The 14,441-nt window shown below is 32.3% G+C and carries 6 protein-coding genes; 4 read left to right on the plus strand and 2 right to left on the minus strand.

All coding sequences use genetic code 11. The annotated features are described in order from the left end of the window. Window positions 1–7: 7 nt before the first annotated feature. The gene (locus COE53_RS08355; RefSeq protein WP_098947761.1) at window positions 8–1,198 is read right to left on the minus strand and encodes a YhgE/Pip domain-containing protein; all 1,191 of its coding nucleotides are present in this window, start codon (window positions 1,196–1,198) and stop codon (window positions 8–10) included. A 181-nt stretch (window positions 1,199–1,379) separates the two neighbouring features. Here COE53_RS08355 and COE53_RS08360 point away from each other — a divergent pair, with 181 nt between their 5' ends. Next, a complete protein-coding gene (locus COE53_RS08360) occupies window positions 1,380–1,988 on the plus strand; it encodes a TetR/AcrR family transcriptional regulator (protein WP_098947764.1) in 609 nt (202 codons plus the stop codon). A gap of 61 nt (window positions 1,989–2,049) precedes the next feature. Here COE53_RS08360 and COE53_RS08365 read toward each other — a convergent pair whose 3' ends face one another. Beyond that, a complete protein-coding gene (locus COE53_RS08365) occupies window positions 2,050–2,898 on the minus strand; it encodes a MurR/RpiR family transcriptional regulator (RefSeq protein WP_025672344.1) in 849 nt (282 codons plus the stop codon). A gap of 550 nt (window positions 2,899–3,448) precedes the next feature. Here COE53_RS08365 and COE53_RS08370 point away from each other — a divergent pair. The 3 genes from COE53_RS08370 to COE53_RS08380 all read left to right on the plus strand — a co-directional run bounded on the left by COE53_RS08370 (window position 3,449) and on the right by COE53_RS08380 (window position 14,300). Next, window positions 3,449–4,708, plus strand: coding sequence for a helix-turn-helix domain-containing protein (locus tag COE53_RS08370; RefSeq protein WP_098947766.1), 1,260 nt, complete (start codon window positions 3,449–3,451; stop codon window positions 4,706–4,708). A gap of 361 nt (window positions 4,709–5,069) precedes the next feature. Next, a complete protein-coding gene (locus tag COE53_RS08375) occupies window positions 5,070–9,230 on the plus strand; it encodes a S8 family serine peptidase (RefSeq protein WP_098947768.1) in 4,161 nt (1,386 codons plus the stop codon). Between the two features lie 897 nt (window positions 9,231–10,127). Further along, window positions 10,128–14,300: a S8 family serine peptidase gene (locus COE53_RS08380; RefSeq protein ID WP_098947770.1), complete on the plus strand. Its 4,173-nt coding sequence runs from the start codon at window positions 10,128–10,130 to the stop codon at window positions 14,298–14,300. Window positions 14,301–14,441: the final 141 nt, after the last annotated feature.

The following is a 14,441-nucleotide window of genomic DNA, read 5'->3' on the forward strand; positions in this document are numbered from 1 at the left end:
GTTTGATTTATTTCATTGTTAAAGTTTGATTTAGTTCTTCTTTTTTCGGCTTAAAAGCAGATAAAGATAAAACGAGTAAAGAGATTACACCAATCCAAATAATAATACTCATTGGATGACTCAGTGATAATCCTTTATCAAAATAGAAGATTTCTCTTAATCCATCTGCACCAAATCGCATTGGAACCCATGAGTAAATCCAGTCTTTTGAAAAAGTTGGTAAAAGTTCTTTTGGCATTCCGATTAAAGAACCTGAGAAGAAAAAGATTAGGGCAAAGATTCCTACACCACCAAAGCCGATCCAAGACATGACAGCAGAAATTAGGATATGGAAACAGAAATAAGCAATCGTTAAATATAGTGCAACGTCCAAGAAGTTTGGAAGTGTGAAGCCAATCCATTTTGCCATTAAAGTTATGCCGAAACCGATTAGGAAGGATAGGACTACTCCTAATAGTAATTGTTCAAAAATAACCTTTAATTTACTAATAGAGTTTGATGTTTCTGTTTTCTTTTTCGCTAAAAAGACGATTACGGCACCTATTAAACTAGACATCCAAAGTGGTGTGATTAAACTTACTGGTGCATTTCCATTTGCTGTATGTGTTCCAATTGCATTTACATTTTCAACCTTCGTTATGATTGGATTTGATAATACTTCAGCTTGATTTACTGAAATTTGGCTCACGTTTTTCTTTAATTCATTAAAAATTTCAGTATGAATTGTTAAGTTAAGATTTTCTACTAAATGAGTCAGCATTTGACTAGCCATCGTTGATCCATTTGCATTTTTACCTTGATTAACTAAAATTTTTATCGTAATTGGTGAAGGATTTGCTGTTTTTAATGAAGCCTGATTTTTACTTAAATCTTTTGGGAGAATAAGGGCAGCATAGTATTTTTGGTCATTTAGACCTTTACGTACTTTTTCTTCACTTGATACTTGAATCCACTTAATCGCTGGTTTTTCACCATTTTTCGTTTTAGATAGTGCATTTATTTTTGCAACCATCATATTACCTGCATTAACATTACCTTTTGAAGGTACTTGAATTCCTTGATCTTCGTTTACGATCGCGATTGGAAGATTTTTAGGTGTAGGATTTACGGATGATGCTAACGTTAGACTGAATATGATCGCAACAACTAATACTAGTATAGGAGCTAATATAGCTTGTTTTTGTTTAAATAAGTTCATTTTAATAACCTCCTAATTCTTTTAATTAAATAAATGAACAACGTGTTGACTATTGTTATGTGAAGATATTACAATGAGTTTTAATAAATCACAATAAGCAAATCAAACAAATGTGTTCATTGCTAAACACATTTATCAAATTTGTTTAGTAAGAACTTATATTCCAGAAGGATGATCTAAAATGAGTCAATCATTGAGAGAAATAAAAGTTGAAAAAACTAAGAAGTTAATAAAAGAGACGTTGTTAGATTTAATAGAAGAAAAAGGATTTGAAGCTATTTCAGTTAGAGATATTACTTTAAAAGCAGGATTAAATCGCGGTACATTTTATCTACATTACAGAGATAAATATGATTTAATGGAAAAAAGTCAAAATGAGGTATTGGAAGGATTACAGGATCGACTTATATTTATAAGGCCTAAAGAAATGAATGAGTTTTATTCAAATGATACGGTCTATCCACCTATTCTTAATGTATATCACTACTTAACAGAAAATCAAAGGTTTATAAAAATTTTAATCAGTACAAAAGGTGACCCAGCTTTTCCAAAGAAAATGAAGGAACATATTAAAGAGACGATTTATGAAAAACTAGTGGATTTATTAGAAGAAGAATTCATGATTGAAATTCCACATGAATACACAACTGCATTTATTTCATCGGCATTCTTTGGACTTATGGAGCAATGGCTAGAAAAAGAAGAACCAATTATCCCTGAAGAAATGGCAATCATGCATATGAAGCTTTTGAAGTTTATGAAGAAATTTGTTAGTCAAATCGCTAAATAATATATGCAAGAAAAAAGATGTCTCAAGACTTTTAATTGAGACATCTTTTTTCCTAATAATATTAAGATCTTGTTTCTGATATTGCAGTTCTTACCTTTTCAAATGATGTTTTAGCTTTGTGAGAGTTCAAGATCATTAAGTTTACGTACAATGCATCAATAATACTTAATTGTGCAATTCTTGAAGCAAGTGCCTCTGGCCGATATTCTGTTTCCTCAGAAGATGTGTAAAGTGAGACATCAACATTTTGACTTAGAGGAGATTTTGGAAAACCTGTTATACCAATCGTTTTGGTACCGTTTTCATTTAGTACTTGCAAAATACGAAGGATGTCTTTATTTGAGCCTGAGTGTGAGATAACGATTGCCACATCTTCCTTTGTCAATTGAGAAGCTGACATCAATTGAAAGTGAGAATCTGTATACGAGTTCGCTTTTATTCCTGTACGAATAAATTTATGGAAGGCATCCATGGCAATAACAGACGAGCCACCTACACCGTATAATTCAACTTTATTTGCTTTTAATATAAGATTTACTGCTTTTTTAATCGAAGCACCATCTAGAATTTGGGCAGTATTTTCTAGTGTTCGAATATTAGATTGAAATATTTTATTTGCTATTGTTATTTCATCGTCTTTTTCGTTAATTTCCTCGTGGATTTGCTGAATCGGCGTCATAATTTCAGTTGCTAATGCAATTTTAAGTGCTTGGTATCCTTTAAATCCAATCCTTTTACAAAATCTAAAAACAGTTGCATCAGCAACGTTTAAGTCTTCAGCTACTTCTGTAATCGTACTGTGAATAATATGCTTTGGGTTTTGTAATATATAATCAGCGATTTTTTTTTCTTTATCACTTAATCGCGCATAATAAGAACGAATTTTACCTAAGCTGTTCGTTTGTTCCATATTCTTTACACCTTTCCTCAGGAAATTGATTTTTAGAATAAATAAATTTTTAATATAGTATTAAATTGAAATTATTTGTATTTTAAAGATTTAGGAAAGCATTATTATTTGCTTAATAATTATTATATAGGAAAAAAGAGTTTTTTTTAATAATAATATGAAAACCCTTTCATGAGAAAATTATTTCGCACTTTATCATTTTTGTCAAAAAAATTTTTTTCACACATATTTAGTATAGCAAATTTTCAAAATAAATGGGTTAAGTGATAAAGAGAAAAAGGGAATATTATTTGCTTTAAATGAAGAAAGATGAAAATAAACATAGTTTACTGAATAGGTCTTTAAGAATAAGTAAAAATTAATACATTAGTCTTTAAGATAGGATTTTATTTTCAAATTCCATCTTTTTTTTAGTTATATTGTATTGAATTTGAAAGAAAATTTCCTAGTACTAGGTATAAATCATTAATTGTTTTTTCCTTAAAAGGATATTAAAATTTAGTAAAGAATAGTTAGATAAATATGGTTATAGAGATAGAGGAGGGTGCATATGATTGAGGGGGAAATCATAAAGTTTTATCGTGAAAAAATGGGGTTAACTCAAGCTATGCTTGGAGAAGGTATATGTACAACTACTCATGTAAGTAAAATTGAAAGAGGTAAGACGGCTTATTCACCTGATATTATTGCTTTATTTTCAGATCGTTTAGGAATTAATATTAATCAAGAAGTCCAATCTTTTTATAATTTAGAGAAAAAATTATATCTATGGCATGATGCTTTAATCATGAAAAAAGAAGCTCAAATAGAAGAATATAAAGCAGAACTTGAACAAATGCCCTTTATTGACTATTCACAATATGCAGCCCACTATAATTTACTAAGAGCAAGATATTATTTTCATAATCAAAATTTAGATATGGTTAAACAAATACTTACTTATGTAAAAAAAGAATTTAGTAATTTATCTCCTTTCGAGAAAAATTTATTCTATCATCTTCAAGGTATGTACTATATATCGAACTATACTAGCCTAAGTAGTGAAGATCATCAAAAGGCAATTAAAGTATTAAAGATGATTAATATTGATGAGTATCGAAATGAAGAATATTATCACCATCTAGCAATTGCCTATCATTTTGGAAGTTCAAAAATCTTAGCGTATAAATATGCCGAAATGGCACTTAAGTTTTTTCAGAAGACAAACAACTACTTATTTGCAATTAGTTCCGAAACCCTTATGTTATTGCAGTACGGTAGTGAACTAGAGATGAATTTTAGTGAAGTTGTTGAACGCTATAAAGATTTGATTCATAACTGTGAAGTATTAGGTGATCGCGAACGCAAGGCCATTTTATTAAATAATCTCGGAGTGAAGTACTTTAAGAGAGAAGAATATGAAACTGCACTGTATTATTTTGAGGAAAGTATTAATGAAACTGAAAATAAAAAATCAATCAATTATTTAAGACGTTTGTGCAATTATTTAGAGACATGTACGGAAGGCACACTATTAGAAAAAGAGATACTTCTTAGTGTGATGAAAAGAGCATTAGCATTAGCAAAAATGTTAAAAAGCCCAGTACATATTACATTAATTAAACTATTTAAGCTTAAGGCTGAGGGAGCCCGTGAAAAATTTTATCAATATCTATCGGATGAGGCACTCCCATTCTTTTATTCTACTAATAATAAATTTTATATCGAACAGTTCGGTAAGAAATTATATAAATACTATATAGAGATCAAAGAGTATCAAAAAGCTGCCGAGTTATATGAGTCAATTGAACATACATTTGTTAGCATGTAACAAAAGAAAATACATAGACAACGTAAGTAACGTGTCTATGTATTTTTTTGTCTTTTTTAGGGTAGAAAAAGTGCATTTATTATTTTAGTGAATTAAATTACGTAAAATTGGTTTAATCTGAAGGTGAAATATGTTGTAATTTGTCGATTTTATATAGGGTTATTGAGTAAACGTTGAAAAATCAGGGTTTGTTATAACCCAATTGATTAAAAATAGAAAATTCTCAATAATATAATTAATAGAAAAAACGACAATTGTCATTCTATTTTGTTGATTACTTGAAGAAGTTGTCAAAAAAACTTATATCTAGTAATTAACGTAAAAGGCAAACTAAGAAGAAAAATGAACTGGAGGAAGAAAAATGGGGGAAAAGAGAGAAAAAAGTAAAGTTTTAAAAAGTTTTACTGTTTTAGCTTTAACATCTAGTTTTATTTTAGGTTCTCTTGGACAAGTGTCAAATGTATCAAATGCAGCAAGTCCAAGTAAGGCAGAAGATATTTTGGCAAGTTTAAGTTCAGAGCAAAGAGCAGCTCTTAAGCAGCTTTCTACTAGTGAAGATTCTGGGCTGCAAGTTTCCTCAGATATTAATTTGGACTCTACTGAACAAACAAGTGTCATTGTAGAGTTTGCTAATAAACCAGTGAAGGTCGCTCAAATTGAAGCGAGTGTTGAGGGGAAAACTTTAACGAAATCAGATGCTGAAGATCTGATTGACCAAGACCATGAAACTTTTACAAAAGATGTTAGCAAAGTGTTAACAACTAGTAAAAGTAAAAAAGTAGATTATAAAATTAATCATTCATATAAACACGCATTCAATGGTGTTTCTATGACATTACCAGCAAATCAAATTAAGAATCTATTAAAATCTAAAGCTGTAAAAAAAGTATGGAGCAACCAAACATTTTCAATTGATCCACCGAAAGAGAATGATCAACTGAAAGCTGATGAATCAAATGTTGCAAACTATACTCCATATGATGCGTTAGATCGCTTACACGCAGAAGGGTTTACGGGTAAAGGAATTAAAGTAGGGATTCTAGATACAGGTATGGATTATCATCACCCAGACTTGAAGGATGCTTATAAAGGTGGATATGATTTCGTTGATAACGATAACGATCCAATGGAAACAACTTATGCAGATTGGAAAAAATCAGGAAAACCTGAAATCAGTGGAACATCAACTTATTATACTGAGCATGGTACACATGTAGCTGGTATTATTGGTGGACGCGGTGTAGCAAACAGTGAATATAAAACAATTGGTGCGGCACCAGAAGCTGACCTTTATTCTTATCGAGTGTTAGGAGCTTATGGTTCAGGTACTGAGGAAGACATTATTGCAGGTATCGATCGAGCTGTTCAAGACGGTATGGATGTTATTAATATGTCATTAGGTGCAAGCTTAAATGATCCGCTTTATGCAACATCGATTGCTGTAAATAACTCTGTGTTAAGCGGAGTAACGACAGTTGTTGCAGCAGGAAATAGTGGCGATCAAATGTATACGCTTGGTTCACCTGGTGCAGCAGCTTTAGCATTAACAGTTGGTGCATCGTCAATCGCATTAGATGTTTATCAATATGCTGGAGTAAATAATGGTAAAAACTATTCAGTTAGACAATTAGCTCGAAACTACTCTGATGACTTAACATCATTAAAAGGAAAAACATATCAGTTAGTTGATGTTGGCTTAGGTAATCCTGCAGACTTCAATGGTAAAGATGTAAATGGGAAAATTGCTTTCATTAAACGTGGAACGATTGCATTAATCGATAAAATTAAAAATGCAAAAGCAAAAGGTGCAGTTGGCGTTTTAATGTATAACGACGAAACAAATCAAGCTGAAGGTGCAATCCAATCTTTCCTTGGTGAATCAGTTGATGCAATCCCAGCATTCTCTGTTTCAAATAAAGAGGGAATTGAAATTGCAGCTGCAATCAAGGCTGGTGCATCAGAATTCACTTTTGGTGACTTTAAAAAGGTGCAAACTGCATCAGATGAATTAGCAGGATTTAGTTCAAGAGGTCCATCTCGTGTAAACTATGATATTAAACCGGAAGTAACAGCTCCTGGTGTGGCGATCCTTTCAACTGTACCATTTTATGTAAATAATAAAACAGGTGATGGGTCAAAACCTGAAGATTACAAATATGCATATGAGCGCTTATCAGGAACATCGATGGCGACACCTTATGTAGCAGGTGTATCAGCATTATTACTTCAATCAAATAAAGACTTACAACCAGAAGATATCAAATCGATTCTAATGAATACTGCTGATCCATTATCTAAAGCTTATAGCGTATTTGAAGCAGGTAGTGGACGTGTTGACGCATACGAAGCAATTCACTCGAACGTAGAATTAGAAGTTGTAGATCAAACACCAACATATATTAATGGCAAACAAAAATCAATTAAAGAATTAACAGGTGGCATTAGCTTCGGATCTTATGGTTTCGATGATCAAGATATTGCAGATTCTCGCAATATTACATTAAAAAATCGTAGCGAAAAAGCAAAAACATTCAATGTTAACGTGAAATTCCAAACTGGATTAAGAGGATCAAAAGATGCAGCACAGAACAATGTAACTTTAACTGGTCCTACTTCTGTAAAATTAAATGGAATTAGTCAAAAGAATGTTAAGTTTAACTTAAATATTCCAAAAACAGCAGAAAAAGGAACATATGAAGGTTTTATTACATTTACAAATACCGGGGATCCATCAGAAACATATCAAATTCCATTTGGTGGTCGTGTAGTCGATGAAGGAATTGATTATTTTAAAATCGACAGCCCTATGTTTGGTACGGATACAAGCTGGCCGGCTAATGCATTTCCATTTTTATCATTCGATCTTTCATTAAAGTCACACATGAAAACATTAGATGTATTACTACAAGATGCTACAACAGGTGAAGATCTTGGTTTAGTTGGTTCTTTTACACCAATCGGATTGAATGAAAATCAAGATTACTTTATTGGAAGAGGATTTAGTTCAATTTACTATCCATTTACTGGTGATGCAAAAAATCCAATTAGTTATGATCCAGTAGTAGCAAAAGCAGGAAACTATAAATTGAAATTAGTTGGTACGAATGAAAAAGGTAAAACATTCGTAAAAACCGCTGACTTTGTTTATGATGTTGCAGCACCTAAAATGACTTCGAGCTTTGATTCATTAGATCAAAAAGTAATTGAATACAAAGATAGTCAATTTGATTCAAAAGGCGAATTCTTATACGACTTTAACATTAATCTAAATGACCCTGAAACTGCTGAAGCAAGCAAATTAGGTTTACCAGTAGATCAATCATCTAATGCAGTAGTTTCATTTCACGATAGCCCGTTCCCGGCTAATCCAATTAAAACAGATAAGAACGGAAACTATACAGACCAAATTTTAGTTAAGAAGCGTTCAACACCATTACAAGTTTCATTCTATGGTATGGATGCAGCAAGAAACTTTACTGGAAATGCTACAAATATGTTAAGACTAGTATTCGTAGATCAAAATTTCCCATACTACTACTTAAAAGCAAATAAACAAACAGTTTCAACGGGTGATACTGTAAATTACAGCGTTCGTTCAAATAATATTAAAAACTTAAAAACTACTAAAATTAATTTCAGTGTTGATCCAAATCTAGCAACAATTCAAAATGTCGTTGTAAATGATGCAGTAAAACAGTATGGCGATGCACAAGTTTCAGTAACTTCAAAACCTTCTGGATTAAGTCAACTTTATACATTTACATTTACTTATAATGGAACAAAAGCTTTACCAGAAGACTTACAATTATTTAATTTCGATATGAAAACAGCAGAGAAATATACAAATTTTATTCCAAATGATTGGTATTCAATGACTGCCTCAACAATTGATCAATCTAATGTTGAGACAAAAGATGTGTATGCGTACATGGAATCTTATAAAGTTAAAAATACTTATTCTAAAATTGATGGAGCATTAAATTTTGAAGGAGCATATGATCCAGTAACAGGAAACCAAAATTACGCGCTTGATCAAAGTGTAATTGGTGCAAAAGTTACAGTTACATCTTATGATGGAAAAACAACTGTTCAACCTTCAATTAACAAAAGCGGACAATACAGCGCTGAAGGCTTAAAAGCAGATACAAAACCTTATACTTATAAAGTTGATGTACCTGGACATTTTACAATGAACAGACAAGTGCTTTTATCAAATGAAGTACGTGGAGAAACGTTAGGAAAGAGATATAATATAGGTTTATTAACAGCTGCAGCTGGGGACGTTAATAAAGATGATGTAATCGATGTATTAGATGCACTGGCTGTACAAACGTATTGGGGTACAAATAAAGCTACAGCAGACTTTAACTTTGATAAAGTAGTAGATAAAAAGGATATGGACTTTGTTGTTCGAAACTATGGATTACAAAATCCTACTGTTGATAACGCACCAAAACCAAAAACTACTTATAAAGGTGCAACTTTAGATAGTATTTTAAAAGATTTAGGTTTAGATCAATAATAATTTAGAAGAGGGAAGCTAGCTAGATTGGCTTCTCTTTTTTATGGTATCGGAATATACGTGGAATGATGTAGTAGTGAAGTGCAATTAAAATAGTGAAAACTGCAATTAAAAAGTATGGAACTACAATTAAAAAAGCGAAATCTGCAAATAAATTGGGGAGCGTGCAAATAAATATTCGAAAACTGCAAAAAAAATTATCATATCTACAATTAAAAAAGTCCTATCTGCAAATAAAATCGGTGGAACGGCATATAAAACTATAAATTTTAATTAAATTGAATGGAAAATCATAGATAAGTAAAAGGATAAATTGAAAATGACCAAAAACAGAAGTAACGTCCAATGAAACAGTCGAAAAGCACAAATTGAGAAGTCAAAAAGCATTCTTTTAGATTGCCACAAACATTCGTTTTCTTCGTTACTCTTTACCTTTTAAAGATAACCCCGCCTTTTCCCTTTCTCGTTACTTTCCACAAAAAATGTGTTAATTTATGACCATTTTAAATGAAAAACAGCCCTAATAAATGATGAAATAAAATATTGTAAAATAGTTTTATCTTTTTCAATTAGTAAGAAAAAGCGATCATCCCGAGGTTTATTTAAAACCATTAAAATTCATTTAAAAAGTAAGCGTTTTCAAATAACTAACTATTTCTTTTAAAATGATAGAAAAATTGGGTTATTTCGATTGTTTTTCACCGGAGAATTTAGAAGAATCCTGTCGAATGTAGAGAGCGATATTTCGAACTATTGGTAAATTAGGGGAGGGATAACCCAATTGACCGAAAATTGGAAAAAATTGATAATAAATGTAGAAAGTAAATTTGATGTAAAAAGGTAATATGAATTTCATTGAATATTACTTTAGATAAGAAAAAGCCAGGAGGAAGAAGAATGGGGAAAAGAGTAAAGAAAAGTAAGTTTGTATCAGGCTTTACCGTATTAGCTCTATCATCTAGTGTTGTTGTTGCACCGATTGCACATGTAACAAATGTTTCAAAGGCAGCAGGGAAAACGAAGACAGAAACAATACTTGCAAATTTAACTTCCCAGCAACGAACTGCATTAAAACAAATTTCAACGAATGAATCGACAGGGCTTCAAATCTCCTCAGACATAGATCAAACGACTACCAAACAAACCTCAGTTATTGTAGAGTTTGCAAATAAGCCTGCGAAAGTGGCAAAAATTGAGGCGCAAGTAGAAGGTAAATCATTAACTGAGACACAAGCAGGGAAATTAGTTGATCAAGATCATGCTACTTTTACTGCAGAAGTGGGACAAGTTCTTAAAGATGAGAATAATAAAAAGGTAGATTTTAAAATTAAACATTCATATAAAAATGCCTTTAACGGCGTTTCAATGAATCTACCAGCAAATCAAATTAAGAATCTATTAAAATCAAAAGCAGTTAAGACTGTTTGGAGTAACGAGAAGTTCTCTATTGACCCCCCAAAGGAATCAGATAAGAATAGCGAGCTAAAAGCAGACGAATCGAAAGTAGCAAACTATACGCCATATGATGGCTTGGATAAGCTACATGCTGAGGGCTATACAGGAAAGGGCATTAAAGTTGGTATTCTTGATACAGGTATTGATTACAACCATCCAGATTTAAAAGGCGCATTCAAAGGTGGATATGATTTTGTAGATAATGATAATGATCCAATGGAGACTACCTATGCTGATTGGGTAAAAGCTGGTAAACCAGGTTCTGCAAATGGAGCTGATTATTATACTGAGCATGGTACTCATGTAGCAGGTATCATTGGTGGACGTGGCGCGTCAGATAGTGAATACAAACAGGTTGGTGCAGCACCAGAATCTGATATCTATTCATATCGTGTACTTGGACCTGGTGGGGTTGGAACAAGTGAAGCTATTATCGCAGGTATTGATAAAGCAGTAAAAGATGGCATGGATGTGATTAATATGTCATTAGGTGCATCGTTAAATGACCCGCTTTATGCAACTTCTATCGCGGTTAACAATGCTGTATTAAGTGGCGTAACGACTGTCGTAGCTGCAGGAAATGATGGAGACAAAATGGACACGTTAGGTTCACCAGGAGCGGCTGCATTAGCATTAACTGTTGGAGCTTCATCCGTTGCCATTGATCTTTATCAATTTAATGGAACACAGGATGGAAACAAATACAACTTTAGACAATTAGCTCAAAATTATTCTGACAATTTAACGACATTAAAAGGAAAAACCTATCAACTCGTTGACGTAGGGTTAGCAAATCCAACTGATTTTACAGGAAAAGACTTAAAAGGCAAGATTGCTTACATACAACGTGGAACGATTGCTTTGATTGATAAAATTAAAAATGCAAAAGCAGCTGGCGCAGTTGGTGTATTAATGGCTAATAATATTGATAACCAAAGTGAAGGAGCAATCCAAGCATTCTTAGGTGAATCAGTAGATGCTATTCCTTCATTCTCCGTATCATATGAAGAGGGATTAAAAATCACAGCAGCGGTTAAAACAGGTAGAAATGAAGTTTCTTTTGGTGATTATACTAAGCTACAAACAGCTTCAGATGAATTAGCGACATTTAGTTCAAGAGGACCTTCACGTGTAAACTATGATATCAAGCCAGAAGTGACTGCTCCGGGTGTTTCGATTCTTTCAAGTGTACCATTTTATGTAAATAATAAAACAGGTGATGGATCAAAGCCTGAAGATTATAAGTATGCATATGAGCGTATGTCTGGAACATCAATGGCAACACCATATGTAGCAGGTGTATCTGCACTATTACTTCAATCAAATAAAGACTTACAACCAGAAGATATCAAATCAATCCTAATGAATACTGCTGATCCCCTATCAAAAGCTTATAGTGTATTTGAAGTAGGTAGTGGACGTGTAGATGCGTATGAAGCAATTCATTCAAATGTAGAATTAGAAGTTGTTGATAAAACACCAACGATCGTAAATGGCAAAGAAAAACTAATTAATGAGTTAACCGGTGGGATGAGCTTTGGTTCATATGGATTTGATAATAATGATATTGCAGATTCTCGCAGTGTTACTTTAAAAAATCGTAGTGAAAAAGCAAAAACATTTAGTGTTGACGTGAAATATCAAACTGGATTAAGAGGATCTAAGGATGCAGCTTCTAATAATGTTACACTTTCAGGACCTACATCAGTTAAGTTAAATGGAATTAGCTCGAAATCAATTAAGTTTAATTTAAACATTCCAAAAACTGCTGAAAAAGGAACATATGAAGGTTATGTTACATTCACGAATACAGTGGATCCAACTGAACAATATCAAATTCCGTTTGGTGTTCGTGTAGTTGAAGAGGGGATCCAATCATTTAATTTATTCAACCCACTTTATTCAAATAAAATTACGAATCCAACTTATGCGTATCCATTTATTGATGGAAGTGTTTCTCTAAAAACACATATGAAATCATTAGATGTTATCGTTCAAGATCCAACAACTGGTCAAGACTTAGGGATTATTGGTTCATTTAATACAGCCGTAATGAAAGAAGATGTAGTGTACAATATTGGACGACTTGTTGGTGCATATTATTTCCCTTTCACTGGAGATGCGACAAACCCAATTAGCAGTAAATATGAATTATTTAAACCAGGTCACTACAAATTAAGACTAGTTGGTGTGAGTGAAAGTGGAAAAACATTTGCTGAAGCTAGAGACTTTATGCTGGAATATGCTGTTCCGAATATGACTTCAAGCTTTGACAAGTTAGATCAAAAGGTTATTGAGTATAGTGATAGTCAACTAGATAAAAATGGACAAATGTTATACGACTTCAACATTAATGTAAATGATCCAGAAATTGATGAAGCGAAAAAATACGGTATTAAAGCTGAGCAATCAGATAACACAATTGTTTATACTTATAATTCTTTCTTCCCATCATTACCGATTAACGTAGATAAAAATGGGGATTATACTGATCAAATTTTAGTTGATAGTAAATATTCAATATTACCTTTAACATTCTATGGAATGGATGCAGCATTAAATCCAACTGCTCAAATTAGAATTGCTTTTGTAAAAAATACAACTCCGTATTACTACTTAAAAGCGAATAAGCAAAACATTGTACCTGGTGATACTGTAAACTACTCTGTAAAAGCAAATAATATTAGTAACTTAAAAACTACTAAATTAACGCTTCAATTGAATAATAAACAGGGGATCATTGACAATATTCTAGTAAATGATGAAGTTAAAAAATATGGAGACGCACAAGTTACGGTAAAAACATCTCCTACTACTTGGGATTATATTACGCAATATGACTTTACTTTTACTTACTCAGGTTCAGCTAAGTTACCAGAGGATACTCAATTATTTAATTTCGATATAAAAACAATCGATCAATCATTTACAACAGGATCAGCGATTAACTTCTCAGGTAACGGTACATCTACAATTGATACATCAAATGTAGAAACGAAAAATGTTTACACTTATATTGAAGGATACAATGTAAAACCATCAGTTTCAAAACTTACAGGTACACTTCAAGTAGAAGGAGCAAAAAACCCTCTAACAGGTGAAACAAACTATGCGATTGATCAAAGTAAATTAGGTGCAAAAATTACATTAACATCGTATGATGGAAAAACTGTTTTACAAGCACCAATCACATCAAAACAAGGTGACTATGCATTTGATGGTGTTAAACTAGACAATAAACCTTATACATTATCTGTAGATGTACCAGGTCACTTTACAATGAATAAAACAATGGATAATTTATTTGATAATATCCGCGGTGATTTAATCGGTAAGCAGTTACGATATTTATTAGATATTGCACCTGCTGGTGATGCAAATAAAGACGATGTAATCGACGTATTAGATGCATTAGCTGTACAAACTTACTGGGGCACAAACAAAGCATCTGCTGACTTTAACTTTGATAAAGTAGTTGATGCAAAAGATATGGATTATGTAGTGAAGAATTTTGGATTACAGAATTCAACAGTTCCAAATCCTCCAAAAGCAAAAAAATCATATAAAGGTGCTACATTAGATAGTATTTTTACAGAGTTAGGATTGAACAAGTAATAAGATTTTATAAGCTTATTAAGCAGCCTTCTCCCGATTATTTTTTGGGAGAAGGCTTTTTTACTTACTTTTAAGACAATTATTTTTTTATAAATAAATTGGGAAAAATATACATAATGGATATGTCGTTGGGTTAATTTA

This window comes from Bacillus sp. AFS029533 (assembly GCF_002585125.1).
Classification (GTDB): Bacteria; Bacillota; Bacilli; order Bacillales; family Bacillaceae_G; genus Gottfriedia; species Gottfriedia luciferensis_B.